The organism is Nocardioides coralli (assembly GCF_019880385.1).
In the GTDB taxonomy this organism is placed as follows: domain Bacteria; phylum Actinomycetota; class Actinomycetes; order Propionibacteriales; family Nocardioidaceae; genus Nocardioides; species Nocardioides coralli.
This window is the reverse complement of the sequence record NZ_CP082273.1, coordinates 2,458,854-2,480,051: the sequence shown is the minus strand read 5'-3', so window position 1 is coordinate 2,480,051 and position 21,198 is coordinate 2,458,854. Positions and strand designations below refer to the sequence as shown.

The 21,198-nt window shown below is 73.1% G+C and carries 20 protein-coding genes; 15 read left to right on the top strand and 5 right to left on the bottom strand.

Translation table 11 applies throughout. From position 1 onward, the window contains the following. Positions 1-57: 57 nt before the first annotated feature. Genes K6T13_RS12120 through K6T13_RS12105 form a run of 4 tightly spaced genes read left to right on the top strand, consistent with a single transcriptional unit; the run spans position 58 to position 4,000 of the window. On the top strand, positions 58-1,797 hold the full coding sequence (locus K6T13_RS12120) for an acetolactate synthase large subunit (protein WP_222894822.1): 1,740 nt from the start codon (positions 58-60) through the stop codon (positions 1,795-1,797). Further along, complete coding sequence (gene ilvN, locus K6T13_RS12115) at positions 1,794-2,357, top strand: acetolactate synthase small subunit (RefSeq protein ID WP_222894821.1); 564 nt, start codon at positions 1,794-1,796, stop codon at positions 2,355-2,357. The genes K6T13_RS12120 and ilvN overlap by 4 nt, the downstream gene beginning before the upstream one ends. After that, complete coding sequence (ilvC, locus tag K6T13_RS12110) at positions 2,350-3,378, top strand: ketol-acid reductoisomerase (protein ID WP_283247922.1); 1,029 nt, start codon at positions 2,350-2,352, stop codon at positions 3,376-3,378. Before ilvN ends, ilvC begins: the two co-directional genes overlap by 8 nt. Positions 3,379-3,385: 7 nt before the next feature. Beyond that, positions 3,386-4,000, top strand: coding sequence for a histone deacetylase (locus tag K6T13_RS12105; RefSeq protein ID WP_222894820.1), 615 nt, complete (start codon positions 3,386-3,388; stop codon positions 3,998-4,000). A 4-nt stretch (positions 4,001-4,004) separates the two neighbouring features. Here the strand turns inward: K6T13_RS12105 and K6T13_RS12100 are convergent, their stop codons facing one another. After that, the gene (locus tag K6T13_RS12100) at positions 4,005-4,580 is read right to left on the bottom strand and encodes a YdeI/OmpD-associated family protein (protein WP_222894819.1); all 576 of its coding nucleotides are present in this window, start codon (positions 4,578-4,580) and stop codon (positions 4,005-4,007) included. Between the two features lie 196 nt (positions 4,581-4,776). Here K6T13_RS12100 and K6T13_RS12095 point away from each other — a divergent pair, with 196 nt between their 5' ends. Further along, positions 4,777-5,250, top strand: coding sequence for an MSMEG_6728 family protein (locus K6T13_RS12095; RefSeq protein WP_222894818.1), 474 nt, complete (start codon positions 4,777-4,779; stop codon positions 5,248-5,250). Between the two features lie 115 nt (positions 5,251-5,365). Then, on the top strand, positions 5,366-6,967 hold the full coding sequence (serA, locus tag K6T13_RS12090) for a phosphoglycerate dehydrogenase (protein WP_222894817.1): 1,602 nt from the start codon (positions 5,366-5,368) through the stop codon (positions 6,965-6,967). A gap of 7 nt (positions 6,968-6,974) precedes the next feature. Here the strand turns inward: serA and yczR are convergent, their stop codons facing one another. After that, positions 6,975-8,414: a MocR-like transcription factor YczR gene (gene yczR / locus K6T13_RS12085; RefSeq protein ID WP_222894816.1), complete on the bottom strand. Its 1,440-nt coding sequence runs from the start codon at positions 8,412-8,414 to the stop codon at positions 6,975-6,977. Between the two features lie 62 nt (positions 8,415-8,476). Between yczR and yczE the strand changes: the two genes are divergently transcribed. Genes yczE through K6T13_RS12070 form a run of 3 tightly spaced genes read left to right on the top strand, consistent with a single transcriptional unit; the run spans position 8,477 to position 11,749 of the window. Then, entirely contained in the window at positions 8,477-9,226 is a 750-nt protein-coding gene (yczE, locus tag K6T13_RS12080; RefSeq protein WP_249423764.1) for a membrane protein YczE, read from the top strand. Positions 9,227-9,233: 7 nt separating this feature from the next. Further along, entirely contained in the window at positions 9,234-11,108 is a 1,875-nt protein-coding gene (locus K6T13_RS12075) for a putative nucleotidyltransferase substrate binding domain-containing protein (protein WP_222894815.1), read from the top strand. Continuing rightward, complete coding sequence (locus K6T13_RS12070; RefSeq protein ID WP_222894814.1) at positions 11,105-11,749, top strand: 3'-5' exonuclease; 645 nt, start codon at positions 11,105-11,107, stop codon at positions 11,747-11,749. The genes K6T13_RS12075 and K6T13_RS12070 overlap by 4 nt, the downstream gene beginning before the upstream one ends. Here K6T13_RS12070 and K6T13_RS12065 read toward each other — a convergent pair. After that, positions 11,730-12,296: an O-methyltransferase gene (locus K6T13_RS12065; RefSeq protein WP_222894813.1), complete on the bottom strand. Its 567-nt coding sequence runs from the start codon at positions 12,294-12,296 to the stop codon at positions 11,730-11,732. The two genes, K6T13_RS12070 and K6T13_RS12065, sit on opposite strands and share 20 nt — an antisense overlap. 498 nt (positions 12,297-12,794) lie before the next feature. Here K6T13_RS12065 and K6T13_RS12060 point away from each other — a divergent pair, with 498 nt between their 5' ends. Next, entirely contained in the window at positions 12,795-13,856 is a 1,062-nt protein-coding gene (locus K6T13_RS12060; RefSeq protein WP_222894812.1) for a 3-isopropylmalate dehydrogenase, read from the top strand. Here the strand turns inward: K6T13_RS12060 and K6T13_RS12055 are convergent. After that, positions 13,808-14,440 (bottom strand): hypothetical protein, encoded by a 633-nt coding sequence (locus tag K6T13_RS12055; protein WP_222894811.1) that lies wholly within the window; start codon positions 14,438-14,440, stop codon positions 13,808-13,810. The genes K6T13_RS12060 and K6T13_RS12055 overlap by 49 nt on opposite strands. Before the next feature lie 170 nt (positions 14,441-14,610). Here K6T13_RS12055 and K6T13_RS12050 point away from each other — a divergent pair, with 170 nt between their 5' ends. From K6T13_RS12050 to K6T13_RS12035, 4 genes are read left to right on the top strand one after another with little or no spacing between them, the layout of a single operon-like run. Beyond that, a complete protein-coding gene (locus tag K6T13_RS12050; protein ID WP_222894810.1) occupies positions 14,611-16,179 on the top strand; it encodes a sensor histidine kinase in 1,569 nt (522 codons plus the stop codon). Next, entirely contained in the window at positions 16,176-16,817 is a 642-nt protein-coding gene (locus K6T13_RS12045; RefSeq protein WP_222894809.1) for a response regulator, read from the top strand. Before K6T13_RS12050 ends, K6T13_RS12045 begins: the two co-directional genes overlap by 4 nt. Before the next feature lie 24 nt (positions 16,818-16,841). Continuing rightward, complete coding sequence (locus K6T13_RS12040) at positions 16,842-17,915, top strand: branched-chain amino acid aminotransferase (protein ID WP_222894808.1); 1,074 nt, start codon at positions 16,842-16,844, stop codon at positions 17,913-17,915. Between the two features lie 59 nt (positions 17,916-17,974). Beyond that, the gene (locus K6T13_RS12035; protein WP_222894807.1) at positions 17,975-18,691 is read left to right on the top strand and encodes a hypothetical protein; all 717 of its coding nucleotides are present in this window, start codon (positions 17,975-17,977) and stop codon (positions 18,689-18,691) included. Here K6T13_RS12035 and K6T13_RS12030 read toward each other — a convergent pair. Beyond that, positions 18,672-19,496, bottom strand: a complete 825-nt coding sequence (locus tag K6T13_RS12030) for an FkbM family methyltransferase (RefSeq protein ID WP_222894806.1) — start codon at positions 19,494-19,496, stop codon at positions 18,672-18,674. The two genes, K6T13_RS12035 and K6T13_RS12030, sit on opposite strands and share 20 nt — an antisense overlap. 68 nt (positions 19,497-19,564) lie before the next feature. On the opposite strand from K6T13_RS12030, the gene K6T13_RS12025 reads away from it, so the two are divergent. Further along, a complete protein-coding gene (locus K6T13_RS12025; protein WP_222894805.1) occupies positions 19,565-21,133 on the top strand; it encodes a serine/threonine-protein kinase in 1,569 nt (522 codons plus the stop codon). Positions 21,134-21,198: the final 65 nt, after the last annotated feature.

The window sequence follows — 21,198 nt, the reverse complement described above, 5'->3', positions numbered from 1 at the left end:
CGTTGCCCAGCAACCGAGGGGTTTTTTCTTGGCCGACCACCGATGAAGGACGAACCGATGAGCGAGATGACAGGCGCCCAGAGCCTGATCAGGTCTCTGGAGTCCGCGGGCACCGACACCATCTTCGGGATCCCCGGCGGCGCCATCCTCCCCGCCTACGACCCGCTCATGGACTCCTCGATCCGGCACGTCCTGGTCCGCCACGAGCAGGGCGCCGGCCATGCCGCCCAGGGGTACGCCGCCGCGACCGGCCGGGTCGGGGTCTGCATGGCCACCTCCGGACCGGGCGCCACCAACCTCGTCACGCCGCTGGCCGACGCCCACATGGACTCGGTCCCGCTGGTCGCCGTGACCGGCCAGGTCGGCGCGGCCGCCATCGGCACCGACGCCTTCCAGGAGGCCGACATCCGCGGCATCACGATGCCGATCACCAAGCACAACTTCCTGGTCACCGACCCCGCCGAGATCCCGCGCGTGGTCGCCGAGGCGTTCTACATCGCATCGACCGGCCGGCCGGGACCCGTCCTGGTCGACGTCGCCAAGTCGGCCCTCCAGGCGACCACGACCTACGCGTGGCCCACCGAGCTGCGGCTGCCCGGCTACCGACCGGTGACCCGCCCCCACTCCAAGCAGATCCGCGAGGCCACGCGCCTGATCCTCGACGCCAGGCGCCCGGTGCTCTACGTCGGTGGTGGCGTGATCCGGGCCCGCGCCAGCGCCGAGCTCGCCCGGCTCGCCGAGCTGACCGGCATGCCGGTGGTCACCACCCTGATGGCCCGGGGCGCCTTCCCCGACAGTCATCCGCAGCACCTCGGGATGCCGGGCATGCACGGCACCGTGGCGGCCGTGGCGGCCCTGCAGAAGAGCGACCTGATCATCAGCCTGGGCGCCCGCTTCGACGACCGCGTCACCGGCAACCTGGAGACCTTCGCGCCCGGCGCACAGGTGATCCACGCCGACATCGACCCGGCCGAGATCGGCAAGAACCGCCAGGCCGACGTCCCGATCGTCGGCGACGCCCGCGAGGTCATCTCCGACCTCGTCGTCTCGCTGCAGGCGGAGTCCGACGCGGGCAGCACCGGTGACTACGAGGCCTGGGTGCGGTTCTTGGCCGGCATCAAGCAGAAGTACCCCCTGGGCTACGAGCAGCCCGAGGACGGTTCGCTGGCCCCGCAGCTGGTGACCGAGCGTCTCGGCGCGATCGCCGGGCCGGACGCGATCTACTGCGCCGGCGTGGGCCAGCACCAGATGTGGGCCGCCCACTTCGTGGGCTACGAGAAGCCCAACACCTGGATCAACTCCGGCGGGCTGGGGACGATGGGGTTCGCGGTCCCGGCCGCCATGGGGGCCAAGGTGGGCCGGCCCGACACCACCGTCTGGGCGATCGACGGCGACGGGTGCTTCCAGATGACCAACCAGGAGCTGGCCACCTGCGCGATCAACAAGATCCCGATCAAGGTGGCGGTCATCAACAACGAGTCGCTCGGCATGGTGCGGCAGTGGCAGACGCTCTTCTACAGCGCCCGCTACAGCAACACCGACCTCCACTCCAAGCGGGTGCCGGACTTCGTGAAGCTCGCCGAGGCCTACGGTTGCATCGGGCTGGCCTGCGACGACCCGGCCGACGTGGACGCCACGATCACCAAGGCGATGGAGATCGACGACGCCCCCGTGGTCGTGGACTTCCGGGTCCACCGCGACGCGATGGTGTGGCCGATGGTGGCCGCCGGGGCCAGCAACGACGACATCAAGTACGCCCGCGACCTGGCACCCGACTTCGAGGAGGACGACCTGTGACCACCCACACCCTGTCGGTCCTCGTCGAGAACAAGCCGGGTGTGCTGACCCGGATCGCGGCGCTGTTCAGCCGCCGCGGGTTCAACATCCACTCCCTCGCGGTGGGTCCCACCGAGCACCCCGAGATCTCGCGGATGACCATCGTGGTCAACGTCGCCGACTCGCCGCTCGAGCAGGTCACCAAGCAGCTCAACAAGCTGGTCGAGGTGATCAAGGTCGTCGAGCTCGACGACGCCGGGTCCGTCAACCGTGAGCTGCTGCTGGTCAAGCTCCGCGCCGACGCCCAGACCCGCGGCCAGGTGCTCGACGCCGTCCAGCTCTTCAAGGCGCGCGTGGTCGACGTGGCCCCCGACGCGGTCACCGTCGAGATCACGGGCAACGCCGACAAGCTGGCCGGTTTCCTCAAGGTGGTCGAGCCCTTCGGCATCCGTGAGCTCGTGCAGTCCGGCATGGTCGCCATCGGCCGGGGTGCCCGATCCATCTCCGAGCGCACCTTGCGCCCGGTCCCCGTTCCCGCACCGTCCCCCACCACCCAACGAAGGAGCGCCACCAGTGGCTGAGATGTTCTACGACGACGACGCCGACCTCGCCCTGATCCAGGGCAAGAACGTCGCCGTGATCGGCTACGGGAGCCAGGGGCACGCCCACGCGCTGTCCCTGCGCGACTCGGGCGTCGACGTCCGGGTCGGGCTGCAGGAGGGGAGCCGGTCGCGCGCCAAGGCCGAGGCCGAGGGGCTGCGGGTGGTGACCCCCGCGGAGGCCGTCGAGGAGGCCGACCTGATCGTGATCCTGGCGCCCGACCAGGTCCAGAAGAAGCTCTACGCCGAGGAGATCGCCCCGCACCTCGCGCCCGGCGACACCCTGGTCTTCGGGCACGGCTTCAACATCCGCTTCGGCTTCATCGAGCCACCCGCCGGTGTCGACGTCTTCATGGTCGCGCCGAAGGGCCCGGGCCACCTGGTCCGTCGCGAGTACGTCGACGGGCGCGGGGTGCCCGTGCTGGTCGCCGTCGAGAAGGACGAGTCCGGCAAGGCCTGGGAGCTGGCGCTGTCCTACGCCAAGGCGATCGGGGGCCTGCGGGCCGGTGGCATCCGGACCACCTTCGCCGAGGAGACCGAGACCGACCTGTTCGGCGAGCAGGCGGTGCTCTGTGGTGGCGCCAGCCAGCTGGTCATGTACGGCTTCGAGACCCTCATCGAGGCCGGCTACCAGCCCGAGGTCGCCTACTTCGAGTGCCTCCACGAGCTGAAGCTGATCGTCGACCTCATGTACGAGGGCGGCATCGCCAAGCAGCGCTGGTCGGTCAGCGACACCGCCGAGTACGGCGACTACGTCTCCGGCCCGCGGGTGATCACGCCGCAGGTGAAGGAGAACATGAAGCAGGTCCTCGCCGAGATCAAGGACGGCAGCTTCGCCAACCGGTTCATCGCCGACCAGGAGGCCGGCGGCACCGAGTTCACGGAGCTGCGCGCCAAGGCCGAGCAGCACCCGATCGAGCAGACCGGCCGCGAGCTGCGCAAGCTGATGGCCTGGGTCAAGAGCCACGACTCCGACTACACCGAGGGGACCGCCAGCCGCTGAGGCCGGCATGACGCTGCTCTGGTACGCCGCCTACGGCTCCAACCTCGACGCCGACCGGTTCGCGTTCTACCTGACCGGCGGGCGCCCCCCGGGGGCCCGCCGGACCGTCCCCGGCGCGCGCGACGCGTCGCCGCCCCAGGAGGACCGGCCGGTGGTCCTGCCCGGCTCGATGTTCTTCGCCTGGCGCTCGCCGACGTGGGGCGGCGGGATCTCCTTCTACGACGCGGACGCGCCGGGCTCGACCTACGCGCGGGCCTACCTGCTCACCGAGCAGCAGTTCGCCGACGTGGCTGCCCAGGAGATGCACCGGGAGCCCGGTGAGGACCTCGATCTGGCCCACGTCATGGCGCACCGCCGCCACGCGATGGGTCCGGGACGCTACGAGACGCTCCACCTCGTGGGCATCCTCGACGACATCCCGATGCTGACCTTCACCGCCGAGCATCCCGCGCAGCTGGAGCCGACGCCGCCGACCGACCCCTACCTGACCGTCGTGGCGCGGGGGCTGCGCGACTGCCACGGTCTCGACGAGGAGGCCGTGGTCGAGCACCTGGCCTCCCGGCGGGGCGTCGACGGCGACCGTGAGCGGGTCTCCCGTGCGGTGCGGTCGGCCCTGGCGTGACGGGCTAGCGGGCGCGCTCGCCGTTCGCGGCCTTCTCGGCCGCCTCCGCGACCCGCTTCGCCCGCGTCTCGGGGCGCTTGGCGAGAAGCAACCACTCGAGAATCGCCTTGCGGGCCGACGGCGGGAACCCGTCGAACTGCTCGCGCGCCCCCGGAAGCTGGTCGAGGGCCGCTGCGAGGTCGTCCGGGACGACGAGGTCCGCGGCAGAGTCCAGCAGCGTCCACATGCCCGACGCCTTGGCGGCCTCGACCGCGGCGCGACCGGCCGGCTCGAGCCGGCCCTCGTCCTCCAGGCGTTCGATCCGCTCCTTGTTGGGTCGGGTCCACACGCTGCCGCGCCGCCGCGGCGCCATCCACATCATCGTGCGCTCGTCGTCGACCGTCCGGACCGTCGAGTCGACCCAGCCCCAGCGGAGTGCCTCGATCACACCTGCCTCGTAGGGAAACTGCTGGCGGCCGGTGACCCCCTTGAAGGTGACCAGCCAGATCCCCTCGCGCCGCTCGTGGTGGGACGCGAGCCAGGCCGACCACTCGTCGAGCGTGGCCGGCTCGACCCGCTCCGCGTCGTCCTGCACCCCCACGATGGGGAGACTAGCGACCCGGCCACGTCCGCGCGGTGCAGTACGAGGCCCACCAGGCGGGAGCGCCGGCCGGACCAGGCGCAGGACGCGCGCCGGGGGTGCCCGTCGCAGGGATCGCCGGGGAAGACCGGGCCGGCGGTCGTCGTTGTGCCTGACGTGACCACCCCGTGCTCCCGCCCTCACGGAAACCGCTGACGTGCAGACCTTCCTCCCCTACCCCGACTTCGAGGCCTCGGCGCTCGCGCTCGACGCCAAGCGCCTCGGCAAGCAGCGTGTCGAGTGCCTCCAGGTGCTGCGCGGCCTCACCATCCCCACCTACGGCTGGCGCCACCATCCCGCCGTGACGATGTGGCGGGGCCACGAGGAGGCCCTCGGTCGCTATGCCCTCACCTGCTGCGCGGTGTGGACCGACCGTGGCCACGGCGACACCTGCGCCGCCACCATCGGCGCGGAGCTCCGCGACGCCGGTGTCAGCCGGATCCGCTCCCAGCCGGAGCTGGCTGCTGCCGGGGCGCTGCCGTGGTGGGTGGGGGACGAGGACTTCCACCGCAGTCACCAGTCCTCCCTGCTGCGCAAGGACCCCGGGCACTACCGGCCGATCTTCGGCCACGACGTACCCGACGAGCTGCCCTACGTCTGGCCGCGCCCGGATCCGGAGCCCGCGACGTGACCCGCCGGACCGTGCCGGTCGAGACGACTGCCCGCAGGCCGGACAGGGTTGTTAGGGTGGCAGGGCACAGCGTCGTGCGTCCTCCGTCCCCTCCCGAGAACTTGAGGAAGCCGCTGTGACCACCGCGCCCGACTCCCGGCCCGTCGTCCTGATCGCCGAGGAGCTCAGCCCGGCCACCGTCGAGGCCCTCGGCCCCGACTTCGAGATCCGCCACTGCAACGGTGCTGACCGCGACGAGCTGATCCCGGCGCTCGCGGACGTCGACGCCGTCCTGGTCCGCTCCGCCACCCGCATGGACGCCGAGGCGCTGGCGGCCGCCAACCGGCTGACCGTGATCGCGCGAGCAGGCGTGGGTCTCGACAACGTCGACGTGAAGGCCGCGACGCAGTCCGGCGTCATGGTCGTCAACGCCCCTACCTCCAACATCGTCAGCGCGGCCGAGCTGGCCGTCGCCCTGATGCTCGCCGCTGCCCGCCACATCAGCCCCGCCCACGCCGCCCTGCAGCGGGGGGAGTGGAAGCGGTCCAAGTACACGGGCATCGAGCTCTACGAGAAGACCGTCGGCATCGTCGGCCTGGGTCGGATCGGCGTGCTCGTCGCGCAGCGCCTCAACGCGTTCGGCATGAACGTCATCGCCTACGACCCCTACGTCCAGGCCGGCCGCGCCGCCCAGATGGGGGTCCGTCTCGTGGACCTCGACACGCTCCTGGCCGAGGCCGACTTCATGAGCGTCCACCTCCCCAAGACCCCCGAGACGATCGGCCTCATCGGCGCCGACGAGCTCGCCCGCGCCAAGCCGAGCCTGGTGCTCGTCAACGCCGCTCGGGGCGGCATCGTCGACGAGACCGCGCTCCACGACGCCCTCAAGACCGGTCGGATCGCAGCGGCGGGGCTCGACGTGTTCGCCTCCGAGCCCTGCACCGACAGTCCGCTCTTCGAGCTCGACAACGTGGTCGCCACCCCTCACCTGGGTGCGTCCACCGACGAGGCCCAGGAGAAGGCCGGCATCGCGGTCGCCCGCTCGGTCAGGCTGGCGCTGTCCGGCGAGCTGGTCCCCGACGCGGTCAACGTGCAGGGTGGCGTCATCGCGGAGGACGTCCGACCGGGCCTGCCCCTGACCGAGAAGCTCGGACGGGTCTTCACGGGGCTGGCCGCCGAGGTCGCCCAGCAGATCGACGTCGAGGTCCGCGGCGAGATCACCGAGTACGACGTCAAGGTGCTCGAGCTCGCGGCCCTCAAGGGGGTCTTCACCGACATCGTCGAGGACCCGGTGTCCTACGTGAACGCCCCCCTGCTCGCCGCCGAGCGCGGCACGGCGGTCCGGCTGGTCACCGACCCGGAGAGCCCGGACCACCGCAACCTGATCACCATCCGTGGCACCCTCGCCGACGGGTCCCAGGTCTCGGTCAGCGGCACCCTGATCGGCATCAGCCAGAAGGAGCGGCTCGTCGAGGTCAACGGGTTCGACGTGGACATCGAGCCCACCGACCACCTCGCCTTCTTCACCTACGAGGACCGGCCCGGCATGGTCGGAACCGTCGGCGGCATCCTCGGCGACGCCCGGGTCAACATCGCCGGCATGCAGGTCTCGCGCGACACCAAGGGCGGCTCGGCACTCGTCGCGCTGTCGGTGGACTCGCCCATCCCACCCGAGACGCTCCACGAGATCGAGCACGCCATCCACGCCGCCGCCGTGCGAGCGGTCAACCTGGCGTGAGGGCCGCTCAGGCCACCATGATCCGCTGGCGCCCCTCGGGGCCCGGCCGGGTGCCGCCGGTGGTCTCGGACCAGGCTCGCGCCAGCCGACGGACGGCCTCCTCGAGCTCCTCGACCGGACGCGTCCACGGGATGCGCACGTAGCGGTCGAGGCCGCCCTCCACGGCGAACAGCGGGCCGGGTGCCACGGCGACCCCGAGCCGCTCCGCAGCCTCCGTCACGGCCGTCGCCTGCGCGGTGGGCAGCTCGCACCACAGCGCGAGGCCGCCAGCAGGCACCCGGAAGCCCCAGTCGGGCAGGTGCTCGTGGACGAGGCGGACCAGGTGGTCACGCTGGGTGCGCAGCCGGGAGCGGTGCTCGGCGGTGACCTCGGCACCTTCCCGGAGAAGCCGGGCCAGGACCAGCTGTTCCAGCACCGGGGCACCCAGGTCGAGCCCCACCCGTGCCTGCAGCAACCGCTCCATCTCGCCGCGCGGCGCCCGGATCCAGCCGAGCCGGAGGCCGCCCCAGTGGCTCTTGCTGGCGCTGCCGATGGTGACCGTGGCCGGCGCGTGGGCCGCGAAGGGCCGCGGCATGGTCTGACCGTCGAGCGCGAGGCCCTGGTGGGCCTCGTCGACGACCGCGGTGGTGCGCGTACGACCGAGGTGCGCGGCCAGGGTCTCGCGCTCGGCGTCGGTCATCACCCGGCCGGTCGGGTTCTGGAAGTCCGGGATGAGGTAGGCCAGCCGAGGCGCGGTCTGCCGCAGGGTTGCCGCCAGCCCGTCGACGTCCCAGCCGTCGAGCCCGACCGGTGACCCCACGAGCCGGGCACCCGAGTGCCGGATCGCGTCGGTGGCGTTGGGGTAGGTGGGGGACTCCACGAGGACCCGGTCGCCGGTGGAGACCCGCGCGTGGGCGACCACGGCCGCGGCCGTGAGGGCGCCGGGGGTGACCATCACCTGGTCGGGGTCGGTGGGAAGTCCACGGGCCACGAACGTGTCGGCGATGGCCGCCTGCAGCTCGGGCAGCCCGAGCGGGTGGTAGCCGTGGCTGCCGAGATGGGCCGGCAGGTCGTCCAGTGCCGCGGCATAGGCCGCCGCCACACCCGGGGGCGCCGGCGCGGCCGCGCAGCCGAGGTCGATGAGGTCCTCGTCGGCGCCCGTGCGCGGGTGGAGCCCGCGGTCGCGGGAGCGCGCCCGCCCACCGGGGACCCGGGTATAGGTGCCGGCACCGCGTCGCGCGGCGGCGTACCCCGTCTCGCGGAGCAGCTCGTAGGCCCGGGTGACCGTGGTGCGGGAGACGCCGAGCGCCGAGGTGAGCTCGCGCTCGCTGGGCAGCCGGACGTCGTAGCCGATGCGGCCGTCGCCGATGGCGAGGCGGAGCGCGTCGGCCAGCCCTGCGTACGCCGGCTGTCGGTCGAACCCGGACACGAGAGTGGCCACCCGATTGGCGGAGACGGTGCGGCTCATGCAGACCACTGTGCCACGATTGGCCATTTCGTCAAGGTCCAATCGGCGTCAGACTGGACCTCGTGACCATCCCGTTCCTCCTCTCACGCGAGGGCCGACCCGAGGCCCGCCCCGGCTCCCTGCCTGACGCCGGGGTCGCCGCGCCGCCCCGCGCTCCCGCGGTGCTCGCGGACCTCGGCCCGTGGGCGCAGCTGCGGGCCGGCCGCCTCGGCCGGCGGCTCACGCAGCTGGTCGCCGGCCTGCTGCTCTACGGCGCCTCGCTCGCCCTCATGGTCCGCGGTGGGCTCGGCCTCGCGCCCTGGGACGTGCTGCACTCCGGGTTCACCCGGCACGTGCCGATCACGCTCGGGCAGGCCGTGATCCTGCTGAGCTTCGTCGTGCTGCTCCTCTGGGTCCCGCTCCGGGAGAAGCCCGGGATCGGCACGATCGCCAACGCCCTTCTCGTCGGGCTCAGTGCCGACGCCACCCTGGCCCTCCTCGCGCCGGCCGCGTCCCTGGGGTGGGGGGTCGCGCTGCTCACGGCCGGTGTCGTCCTCAACGGGCTCGCCACCGCGATGTACATCGGGGCCCAGTTCGGCCGCGGGCCGCGGGACGGGCTGATGACCGGGATCGCCCGTCGCACCGGCGCGTCGTTGCGGCTGGTGCGGACGTCCCTGGAGGTGACGGTCGTCGTCATCGGCCTCCTGCTCGGCGGGGCCCTGGGAGCCGGCACCGTCCTCTACGCCCTCGCCATCGGACCGCTCACCCAGCGGTGGCTTCCTGCCTGGGTCGTGCCGGTCGCGGCACCACCCCGTCGGCGGACCACGGCATGATGAGGACGTGGCCCTCGACGTCGAGCTCGCGGAGATCCGGGACTTCCTGGGGTCACACCCCCCGTTCGAGGCGCTGAGCCCCGACGAGCTGACGGCGATCACCCCGCGGCTGAGCATCGTCTACCGCCGGCGTGGCACCGAGGTGCTCGCGGCCGGAGAGCGGGTCGGCGAGCTGCTCGTGGTCCGCTCCGGCGCCGTCGAGTCCCGTGACGAGGACGGCGCGCTGCTGGAGCGCGGTGGTGCCGGGACGTGTGTGGGCGGTGGCGCGCTGGCCGCCGAGGTACCCCAGCCGGTCGGGGTCGTCGCGATCGAGGACTCGCTGCTGCTGGCGATGCCTGCCGCGGTGTTCCACGAGCTGCTCGCGCAGCACCCCGAGGTGTCGGCCCATTTCTCGCAGCGGGCCCGGGCACTGGCCGCGGCGGTCTCCGTGCAGCGGACGCACCGTGCGGAAGGTGGCGGCCGCGCGGTGCTCCGCACGCGCGCGAGGGACCTGGTCACCCGGACCCCCGTGAGCGTCCCGGCGACAGCCACGATCCGCGAGGCCGCCGAGGTCATGTCGCGCGAGCGCATCTCCTCGGTCCTGGTCACGACTGACGACCGGCTGGTCGGCATCCTCACCGACCGCGACCTCCGGACCCGGGTCGTGGCCGCGGGGGCGTCACCGGAGGCGCCCGTCACCTCGGTGATGACGCCCGACCCGGTGACGGGGCACCCCGACGCCCTGGCGCTGGAGGTGCTGCTGGAGCTGCTCCGCCGCAACATCCACCACCTGCCGCTGGTGGTCCACGGGCGGGCCGTCGGCATGATCACCGCCACCGACCTGCTGCAGCTCGAGCACGCGAACCCCGTCCACCTCGTCGGCGAGGTGGCCAAGGCGGCCGACCCCGCCGCCGTGGCCGAGGTGGCCAGGCGGCTCGACGAGCTGGTCTCCTCGCTGGTGCGGCAGGGCACCACCGCCCACGACGCGGGCCGGGTCGTGACGTCGGTCGGGGACGCCGTCGAGCAGCGTCTCCTCGGGCTGGCGGAGGCGGAGCTCGGCCCGCCGCCGGTGCCCTACGCGTGGATCACGCTCGGCTCCCGCGCGCGGTTCGAGCAGGCCCTCGGGCCGGACCAGGACCATGCCCTCGTGGTCCACGACGACCACCGTCCCGAGCACGACGCGTGGTTCGCCGCGCTGGCCGAGCGGGTCACCGACGGCCTCGAGCAGGCCGGCTACCCCCGGTGCCGGGGCGAGAAGATGGCGACCAACCCGAGCTGGCGGTTGCCGGTCACCGCGTGGCGCGAGCACCTGCTCCGCTGGATGACCACGCCGACCCCGCAAGCCGTCATGGAGTCCAGCGTCTTCTTCGACCTGCGTCACCAGTACGGCGACGGCTCGCTGACCGCGGTCCTGCGTGACCTGCAACGTGAGACCGCGCCGCGCTCGCCGCTCTTCCTCGCCCACCTCGCGGCCCACGCCTGCACCCGCCAGCCGCCGCTGGGGTTCTTCCGCGGGCTGGTGGTCGACCGGTCGGGGGAGCACCGGGACACCCTCGACGTCAAGCGTGGCGGGCTCCTGATCGTCGCCGAGATCGGCCGGCTCCACGGGCTCGCGGCCGGGTCACCGGCGACCGGCACGCTGGCGCGGCTCGAGGACGCCGCCGCCGACGGCCGGATCAGCGCACCCCTCGCCGCCGACCTCCGCGACGCGTGGGAGTTCCTGGCCCACCTGCGCCTGGTGCACCAGGCCGAGCGCGTGCGTGCGGGGGAGCCACCGGACAACCACGTCCCGCCGGCGTCGCTCAGCTCCTTCGAGCAACGCCACCTCAAGGCAGCCTTCGGGGTCATCCGCGACGCCCAGAGCGCCGTCGCCCAGCGGTATCCCGTGCGGACGCTGTCGTGACCCCGCACCGCAGCACCCCGGTGGGGGAGCTGCCGCTGCTGGCGCTGGACCTCGAGACGACCGGCCTGTCGGTCGGCCGCGACCGGATCCTCGCTGTCGGCGTCGTCCCCGTCGACGGCACCCGGATCGAGCTCGCCGGCGCCCGGCGGCTGCTCGTCGACCACGACGACCCGGGCGAGGCCGTCGCGATCCACGGCCTCACCCACGACGACCTCGAGGGGGGACGCCCGCTGGCCGAGGTGCTCGAGGAGGTCCACGAGCTGCTGGCGGGTCGAGCGCTGCTGGCCCACCACGCGCCCTTCGACCAGGCCTTCCTCGACGCCGGTCTCCGGTCGGTCGGCATGGCGCCGCTGCGGGTGCCGGTCGTGTGCACCCTGGACCTCCAGCGTCGGCTGCTCACCCGGGGCGGGGAGGAGCTGCCCCGGGGCGCCCTGCGGCTCTGGCGCGCCCGCGAGGCACACGGGATGGCGCGGGCGCCGGCTCACGACGCCCTGGGCGACGCCCTGGCGTGTGCGGAGCTCTACCTGGCCCAGCTCGCCGAGCTGGGCTCGACCGGCCAGCCGCTGCTGCTGCGCGACGTACGCCGGCACGAGCCGTGGCCGCGGCGGTTGCGCCGCGTCGTCAGCGCCTGGTGGCGATGAGGGTGGCCGCGTCCGGGGCCACCATGACCTCCACGGTGGTGAAGCGCTTGTCGGTGAGCCACTCCTCGCGCAGGGTGTCCACGCGGCCCTGGAACACCGGCGGCCAGATCTCGCACGGGACGAAGTCGTCGAGGACGACGATGCCGCCCTCCTCCACGAGGTCCGCGACGGCGTCGACACGGACGGCGTCAGGGTCTCCCGAGTCGAGGTAGAGCAGCGAGAACGGTCCCTGGTCGCGCAGCGTGTCCCAGTCGGCGGCCCGGACCTCCACCTGGTCGTCGTCCCGGAAGATCCGGGCGGCGCCGTCGGCCAGGGTGGCGTCGAGCTCGGCCGTGAGGATCCGGGCGTCGTCACGCACGCCGGAGCGCAGCCACGCCGTCCCCACGCCGGTGCCGGTGCCGAACTCGGCCAGCGTCCCCGAGCGGGTCGCCGCCAGCGTCGCGAGCAGCCGGCCGGTCTCGTTGCGGCAGAAAGACACGTAGCCGGCCGCGCGTGAGACGTCGAAGGCGCGGCGGACGATCTCGGGCAGCTCGGGAGGTGCGCTCATGCGGGGAGTCTTTCATTCCGGTACATCCGTCTCGCATACCGAACGGATGTCAGAACCCGGCTGCGCGGTCGTGCGTGCCGGCGTACGGTGATCGCACCATGCGGAGCGTGTTCGTACTTATCGAGCGCCGCGGCGAGGCCTGAGGAGCGGGCCACCTCGCCGCGGAGTTCGGCGTTGCGGCCCCTCAGTCCTCAAGAACAGGCCTCGACCCCTCCGCGGCGGGAACGCCAGCAACACCGCGCGACCCGCGTCTCTCCTGGAGCAGATCCCACTGACGCCACGTGACCCGTGGCGCCGGTCCGGACCACCCGCCGTGGGGGCGTCAGGCACATCCACCCCTCACACCAGGAGAGACAGCACCATGTACGACATGTACCCCGACTGGGGTCCCGCCGCCCACAACCCCGAGAACCCGCAGAGCTACGAGGCGGTCCAGGCCTCGCTCGACCTGCGGGACAACGGTGGTCAGCGGCCCGACGACAACTAGCCTCGGGCGGCATGACGACTTCCCACCGGATCGCCGTGATCGGCGGCGACGGCATCGGTCCCGAGGTGACCGCCGAGGCCCTCAAGGTCCTCGAGGCGGTGCCCGACGCCAAGTTCGAGCAGACCCGCTACGACCTCGGGGCGGAGCGTTACCTCGCCACCGGCGAGGTGCTGCCCGACTCGGTGCTGGCCGAGATCCGCGACCACGACGCGATCCTGCTGGGAGCCGTCGGCGGCCGGCCGGGTGACCCGAGCCTGCCGCCGGGCCTCCTCGAGCGGGGGCTGCTGCTGCGGCTCCGGTTCGAGCTCGACCACTACGTCAACCTGCGGCCGTCCCGCATCTTCCCCGGCGTACCCACGCCGCTCGCGGAGAGCGTGCTGGCGAAGGGCGACGTCGACTTCGTGGTCGTCCGGGAGGGGACCGAGGGCCCCTACACCGGCAACGGCGGGACGGTTCGGGCGGGCACCCCGCACGAGGTCGCCACGGAGGTGTCGCTCAACACGGCGTTCGGGGTCGAGCGCGTCGTCCGCGACGCGTTCGCCCGGGCCGCCGCCCGGCCCCGCCAGCGGCTCACGCTCGTGCACAAGACCAACGTGCTGGTGCACGCCGGCGCGGTGTGGTCACGGCTGGTCGCCGAGGTGGCCGAGGAGTTCCCCGAGGTCGAGGTGGACTACCTGCACGTCGACGCGGCCACGATCTTCCTGGCCACCGACCCCGCGAGGTTCGACGTGGTCGTCACCGACAACCTCTTCGGTGACATCCTCACCGACCTCGCCGCCGCCGTGACCGGCGGCATCGGGCTGGCGGCCTCCGGCAACGTCAACCCCGACCGCACGGCGCCGTCGATGTTCGAGCCGGTGCACGGGTCCGCCCCCGACATCGCCGGACAGCAGAAGGCCGACCCGACGGCCGCGATCCTGTCGGCCGGGCTGCTGCTCGACCACCTCGGGTACGCCGAGGCGGCGACCCGGGTCGCGCAGGCGGTCGAGGCCGACCTCGGCGGGCGCGACCCGGGGCAGCCGCGTCAGACCGCGGCCGTGGGTGACGCGATCGCGGCGCGCGTCGCCGGCTGAGTGGCGCGCACCCCGAGCAGGGCGAGGCCGAAGCTGAACGTCGTCTCGAGGTAGGCGGGGTGGGCCCAGGCGGGAGCCAGCCACCCCAGCAGGACCGTCACCCCGAGGACGGGCAGCATCAGGGCGAGCATTCGGGGGCCGATCCCCAGGGCGGGGCTGCGGAGCAGCGCGAGCCCGAGCCCCATCGAGCCGAGGAGCATGCCGAGGAACGCCGGCCCGACCAGGACGCCGAACGTCTCGTAGAGGGCTCCGTCGTACCCGCCGCGGGGGTCCAGGAAGGGCTGGATCAGCAGGAACCCGGCCGCGAGCACGCCCAGGCAGGCGATCACCACCCACCGGGTGGCGCGCGCGACCCGGTTCGTGGCGGCGAACCGATCGCCCTCGCGCAGCAGCACCCAGGCGAGCGCCACGTAGGCGAGGCCGTGCACGACGGCGGAGAGGACGAGGGCCGGCCAGTTCTCCGACTCGTCGGAGAACACCGAGTAGTGGCCCGTCAGGCCGTGGGTCACGGCGTCGGTGATCGCCACGGCCGACATGCAGCCGGCCGCGGCCAGGGCGACGGTGTGGTGACGTGACAGGGACATGGCGGTCGCTCCTCGTGCGGGTCCCAGGGTGGGGCCGGGTGCTCCGACGGTAGGAAGACAGAGGGGCGGTGCGCGTCGGCCGGGGCGCACCCGCTCCGACGACGCACGGACGACCCGGGTCCTCCTCGAGGACGATGCCGCTGACTGACCCGCGGTCCTACCCTGAGCACGTGCGCCGGCCCGGGATCGGAGACCTGCTCTGGGTGGCGGTGACGGGGACGTTCACCGCCGTCCTGGTCGCGCTCGACCCGGCAGCCGGCGCCCCCGAGTGGCTCTACGGCACCGTCATGTTCACCCTCGGCGGCTACCTCCTGTGGGCGGCGTACCGGGCGGCACGTCGTGCCTGGCGGGAGCACCGGCGGGCCGGGGAGCTGGCAGCCCTGGAGCCCACCGTCGTCGCGCGTGCCGCCATCGAGGAGGAACGGCGCCGGCTGGTCGACGAGATCGGCGCCACGCTGCGCGCGGCCGTCGTCGCCATCAAGCACGACGCGACGACACTCGACCTCGCCGACCCTCGTCCGGGACTCGCACGGATCCATCGGCGCACGCAGCTCGCCACCACCGAGCTGCGCCGCCAGCTGGGCCTGTTGCGGACCGAGGAGGAGGAGTCGGAGGTCGACGCGGACGTGGCGGCGGCCTCGGTGGTGCCGCGCCGGGACGTCTGGCTCGCCGCCGGTGTCGCCGTGCTGGCGGCGCTGGAGGTCACGGGGTACTCCTGGGCCGAGGGCCTCCGCGACCAGCTCCCGTGGACAGCCGTGATGTCGGCGGCGGCAGCGGCGTGCCTCGTCGGCCGCACGGTGTCACCCGGAGGTGCCAGTGCCGTGTGCGCCGGGGTGTTCGTGCTGGGGACGCTGGTCGGCGCCCCCGTCCTCGGCGGCTTCTGGTTCGTGGCCACCGTGGGTGGTCTGCTCTGGGCTGTCGCCTCGCGGCGCGAACGGTGGTGGTGGCAGGTCCCCGGCGCGCTTGCGCTCGCCGCTGCCGTCGCGTGGACCAGGGTCGTGGACGACCCCGAGAACCTCCTGGTGCTGGTCCAGCTGATGGTGGTCGCCACGGTCGGCGGGCTCCTCGTGCGCCTCGCCCGCCACGTCGAGCTCTCATCGACCCGCCGCGCCACCTCGCGCGAGGCCGAGCTGTCGGAGGCGGCGCGGGTTGCTGTCACAGCGGAGCGGATGGACTTCGCCCGGGATCTCCACGACGTCACCTCCCACGCGATCGGGCTCATCGCCCTGCAGGCCGGGGCGGCCCAGGTGTCCTGGCCACGGGACCCCGACGCCGTACGTCGCTCGGTCGACGTGATCGCGACCACGGCCGCCGCGACCCTCGCCGAGCTAGATCGGCTGGGTACCTCGACCTCGGCCGCGTCGGGCGACCTCGGTCCGCTGGTGCGCCGGATCCGCGCGGCCGGCACCACGGTCGAGCTGGACGAGGTCGGCGACGTCCCGCCCGAGCTCGCCCCCGTGGTGCACCGGATCGTGCAGGAGTCCCTCACCAACGTGGTGAGGCACGCGCCCGGGGCGGCGGTACGGGTCCAGGTGACCGCCGGCGCCGATCGGGTGCTGGTCCGGGTCGCCGACGACGCGACCCGGCCCGGTCGGGGCGTCGGTCGCGGCTACGGCCTGGTGGGGCTCGCGGAGCGGGTGTCCCTCGCAGGTGGCACCCTTCGGACCGGACCGGCGGAGTCGGGCGGCTTCGTCGTCGAGGCGTCAGTCCCGGTGGACCGCGCAGCGGTGACGTCGTGACCATCCGGGTGGTCGTCGCCGACGACAACGAGCTGCTCCGGGCCGGGCTGGTGACCGTGCTCGACAGCGACGACGACCTCGAGGTGGTGGGGCAGGCCGCGGACGGTCCGCACGCCGTCCGGCTGGTGCACGAGCTCGAGCCCGACATCGTGCTCATGGACGTGGAGATGCCGGGCGGTGACGGGATCACCGCCATCGCCCGGCTCCGCACCGAGGCCCCGACCGTCCGCTGCCTGGTGCTGACCATGTTCGACCTCGACGACTACGTGCTCGAGGCGCTGCGTGCGGGCGCCGCCGGCTTCCTGCTCAAGACGACCGAGCCTCACGCCCTGATCGCCGCCGTGCGCAGCTGCGCGGCCGGCGACACGACGCTCGGGCCCAGCGTCGTGGCCCGCCTGGTGGACTCCTACCTGCAGCCACTCGTCACGCCGCCCGGTCTCGAGGAGCTCACCGAGCGCGAGCTCGACGTCCTGCGCTCCATGGCCCACGGCCGCTCCAACGCCGAGATCGCCCGTGAGCTCTTCCTCGCCGAGACCACGGTGAAGACGCACGTCGCGCGGATCCTCCAGAAGCTCGGGGTGCGCGACCGGGTGCAGGCGGTGGTGCTGGCCCACCGCGCTGGGGTGGCGGGCACCTGAGAGGGGTCGGCTACGGTGAGCGGCATGCAGATCAGCACCACCCGCACCGAGCAGCCGGTCGCCGACGACCGCCTCACCGAGATCCTCGCCAACCCCGGCTTCGGCACCCACTTCACCGACCACATGTTCACGGTCGAGTGGACCCCCGACGCGGGCTGGCACGCCGCCCGGATCACGCCGTACGGGCCGCTGACCCTCGACCCGGCGACAGCGGTGCTGCACTACGCCCAGGAGATCTTCGAGGGCATGAAGGCCTACCGCCACGACGACGGCTCGGTGTGGAGCTTTCGGCCGGAGGACAACGCCCGACGCATGGTGCGCTCGTCGCAGCGGCTCGCGCTCCCGCAGCTGCCCGCGGAGGACTTCGTGGCCGCGGTCGACGCGCTCGTCAGCGAGGACCAGCGCTGGGTCCCCGACAGCGAGGGGGAGAAGTCCCTCTACATCAGGCCCTTCATGTTCGCCTCCGAGACCTTCCTCGGGGTGCGGCCGGCCCAGCACGTGACGTTCATGGTGATCTGCAGCCCGGCCGGCGCCTACTTCAAGGGCGGCGTCAAGCCGGTCACGCTCTGGCTGTCGGAGGACTACACGCGAGCCGGCCGTGGCGGCATGGGCGCCGCCAAGACCGGCGGCAACTACGCCAGCTCGCTGCTGCCGCAGCAGGAGGCGATCGGCCAGGGCTGCGACCAGGTCGTCTTCCTCGACGGCCAGGAGGGGAATTACGTCGAGGAGCTCGGCGGCATGAACCTCTACTTCGTCCACGCCGACGGCCGGATCGTCACCCCGGAGACCGGCACGATCCTCGAGGGGATCACCCGCGCCAGCATCATCGAGCTCGCCGGCAAGCTCGGTCACCAGGTCGAGGAGCGGAAGTTCTCGATCGACGAGTGGCGGCAGGGCGTCGAGTCCGGGGACATCGTCGAGATCTTCGCCTGCGGCACCGCCGCCGTCGTCACCCCGGTCGGCTCCCTGAAGTGGCAGGGCGGCGAGGCGCCCGCGCCCGCGAGCACCGACCTGACGATGCGGGTCCGCCAGTCGCTGGTCGACATCCAGTACGGCCGCGCCGAGGACACCTTCGGCTGGATGCACCGCATCTGCTGACACCCGTGCCGACACGGGAGTAACGTCCCCTCACTGCACGCGTGTGGGAGGGGGAGCCCATGGACGTCGAGAGCCGGGACCGACTGGTCGGCAACCGCTGGGTGCTGGTCGGCGGCATCCTCTACCTGCTCGAGTGGGTCGCCATCATCGGCGTCGGGGTCGTGGGCGTCTCCGAGTTCGTGCTGCGGGGTTCGGCCGCGGCCGACGTCCTCTCGACGTACGCCGATCACCCCGATGCGATGTGGGCGATGGCCGGCTGGTTCGCCGTCGTGCTGCTGGGTCGGATCCTGCTCTTCGTCGGCCTCCGCAGCGCGCTGGTCGACTCCGGCCGGAGCCACCCCCTGCTCGACTTCGCGGTCGTGGCGGCCGCGGTGAGCGTGACCCTCGAGATCGGCTCCTACGGACTGGCCGCGGGAGCCTCCACGACCGCCGAGCTGGGGGAGGAGGGGCTGACGCTGGCGATCGACCAGGCGGCGGTGGGACTCAACCTCATGCTCGGCGGGGGCCTCGGCGTCGCCGTCGCCTCGAGCGTCTACGTGATGTGGCGCTCCGGGCTGTTCTCCCCGTGGCTCAACATGCTCGGCGCGGTGTCGGGAGTGGCGATGATCGGCGCACAGCTGAGCGTGGCGCCCGCGCTGCAGGGACTCTTCGACATCCTCTTCGTCTCCCCGATCCTCTTCTGGATCTGGATGCTGTGGGCCGGCGTCGTCCTCTGGCGGCGTACGCCGGCTCAGCGGACCCAGGCCGGGGCCGAGGTCAGCGCAGCGCTTCCCTGACCCGGCGGAGGCGCGACGGCCGCTCGTCGGGGCCCGGGTGGAGCACCTGGGCCGCGAGCCGGGCGGTCCGCGGCCGCTGCGCGAGGGCGGCACGGACGAAGAGCACGTTGTACTGGTGGGGCCGGTAGCGGATGACGTCGCGCGCGATCGGCACGAAGCCCTCGCCCCGCAGGAAGCGGTTGACGTCGGTGTCGAGCCACTGTCCCTCCCAGGTGGTGCGCTTCTCGACCTCGATGAACACCGCCTTGACGCGGTCGAGCACCGACCCGGCGCCGGTGAGCACCACCTCGTTGGCGCCCTCGACGTCGATCCACGCGACGAGCGCGTCGCTGCGGCCCGGCGTGACGTGGTCCTCCAGCCGCACCGACGGCACGGTGACCTGCACGTTGTCCCCGGACTCGGTGTGGACCCCGAGCGAGGCCATCCGGCTGGTCAGGTCGCGCTCCTTGCCGCCGATGTCGGTCGGCAGGTTGAGCGTCACCTCGCCGGTCACCGGGCCGACCGCGAGGTTGCGGTAGTCGACGCGGGTGCTGGCGAGCTCCTCGGCGTACTTGGCGTGCACGTGGGGGTTGGCCTCGAAGGCCATCACCCTGGCCGAGGGGAAGGTCTCGGCCGCCCACCGGCTGAAGGTCGCCTCGTGGGCGCCGATCTCCAGGGTCATCGTGGGATCGATCCGGCGGCACAGCGTGCGCCAGACCTCGATCAGCCGGTGCTCGACCTGCCGCAGCCGCAGCGGGGACTGCCGCGCCGAGGCCTCCCACGTGCGGGACCACGCGAGGTACTGGGCCTTGTCGATGTCGTCCACGGGTTCGCAGGGTAGCCGGTGGGCGCGGGGGCGCCGGCGGCCGGTCGCGGGGGCGCTAGCCTCGATCCGTGGCCTTCTCCCCGCGCCCCGAGCCGGCGCCGCCCGACCTGCGGGTGGGCGACTACACCGTGCTCGCGCGGCTCGGCGAGGGCGGCATGGGTGTGGTCCACCTCGCGCGGCGTCCCGACGGCCACCGGGTCGCGCTCAAGGTGCTCCGGCCCCACATCGTGGGCGACGACGAGGCCCGGTCCCGGCTGGCGCGCGAGGTCAGCTCGCTGTCCCGCATCCGCAGCCGGTGGGTGGCCGAGATCGTCGACGCCGACCCGTGGGGCGAGATCCCCTACGTCGCGACGCGCTACGTACCCGGCCTCTCGCTCCACGAGCACGTCGCCCAGGAGGGGCCGCTCGACGGCGACGAGCTCGCGTGGTTCGCCCAGTGCCTCGCCGAGGGGCTGGCCTCGGTGCACGACGTCGGCGTCCTCCACCGCGACGTCAAGCCCTCCAACGTGCTGATGGAGGGCCGGACCCCCATCCTCATCGACTTCGGGCTGGCCCGGGTGGCCGACGACCCGCGACTCACCCACACCGGCTGGCTGCTCGGGACCCCCGGCTACCTCGCCCCGGAGATCCTCTACGGCGACGACGCCACTGCGGCCTCCGACGTCCACTCGTGGGCGGCGACCGTCGCCTACGCCGGCACCGGCCGGGCGCCGTTCGGCAGGGGTCCCGCCGTGGCGATCATGGACCGGGTACGCCGGGGTGAGCACGACCTGTCGGCCCTCCCGGACGACGTCCACGACCTGGTGCGCGCCGCGCTCGATCCCGACCCGCGCCGCCGCCCCTCGCTGGGGGAGATCCGCGACTGGCTGGTCGAGGGACCGCTGCCGGTGGCCGCCGCCTCCATCGACCTGGACGACCGGGACGACATGGGCCACACAGGCGATCCCTACACGCTGCCGCTGGCCCTGGCCTCTGCGGCCGACGAGCGGACCATCAGCCTCTTCGACGACGGGGAGCCTGACCCACGGGACACCCGTTGGCTCGACGACGAGGCCCCGCCGCGGGTCGGCCTGGCCGAGCGCACCCGGCGGACCCTGCTGGTGGTCGGGCTCGGTCTCGCTGCCGTCACCGGGCTCGCCAGCCACCCGTGGCCGGCCCTGGCCGTCCTGGCCGTCCTCACCTGGCTGCTCCGTGGCGCCTCGCTGGCGGGGAGCGCGGTCGACGTACGCCGCTCGATCCGCGGGTCGCGCTGGTACGACGGGCCCCAGCTGCTGCTGGCCTCGCCCTGGCACGCCGTGCAGGCCGTCCCGGGGGCGCTGCTCCTCCTGCTGTGGAGCCTCGGGTTGGGTCTTGCCTGTGCCCTGATCTGCTACGCGGCGCAGGCGACCGAGCAGGTCACCCTCCTCGCCTCGGGTGCGGTGGTCGTCGTCTCGCTCTGGGTGGGGCCCGGCGGCTCCCGCCTCAGGGGGCCGGTCTCGCGGCTGGTCGAGCCGCTGTGTCGCCGGTTCGTCCCGTGGCTCGTCGTGTGGGTGCTCGTGGTCGGCGGCGCGCTCACACTGGGCGTGCTCGCCGAGGAGCGCGGCACCGTGTGGCGACCGCTCGGCAACCCGGTCAACGGTCTGGAGCAGCTCCGCTGAGCTCTGGCCCGGAGCCCTCGCGGTGGCTATCGTCGGACGTGACGACCCCGTCGCGTGGATCGTCG

Excerpts from the sequence above, each read along its gene's own strand:
- K6T13_RS12120 (WP_222894822.1), top strand. The coding sequence starts at position 58 with ATGAGCGAGATGACAGGCGCCCAGAGCCTGATCAGGTCTCTGGAGTCC.
- K6T13_RS12105 (WP_222894820.1), top strand. The coding sequence starts at position 3,386 with ATGACGCTGCTCTGGTACGCCGCCTACGGCTCCAACCTCGACGCCGAC.
- yczR (WP_222894816.1), bottom strand. The coding sequence starts at position 8,414 with ATGAGCCGCACCGTCTCCGCCAATCGGGTGGCCACTCTCGTGTCCGGG.
- K6T13_RS12065 (WP_222894813.1), bottom strand. The coding sequence starts at position 12,296 with ATGAGCGCACCTCCCGAGCTGCCCGAGATCGTCCGCCGCGCCTTCGAC.
- K6T13_RS12060 (WP_222894812.1), top strand. The coding sequence starts at position 12,795 with ATGACGACTTCCCACCGGATCGCCGTGATCGGCGGCGACGGCATCGGT.
- K6T13_RS12055 (WP_222894811.1), bottom strand. The coding sequence starts at position 14,440 with ATGTCCCTGTCACGTCACCACACCGTCGCCCTGGCCGCGGCCGGCTGC.
- K6T13_RS12040 (WP_222894808.1), top strand. The coding sequence starts at position 16,842 with ATGCAGATCAGCACCACCCGCACCGAGCAGCCGGTCGCCGACGACCGC.
- K6T13_RS12035 (WP_222894807.1), top strand. The coding sequence starts at position 17,975 with ATGGACGTCGAGAGCCGGGACCGACTGGTCGGCAACCGCTGGGTGCTG.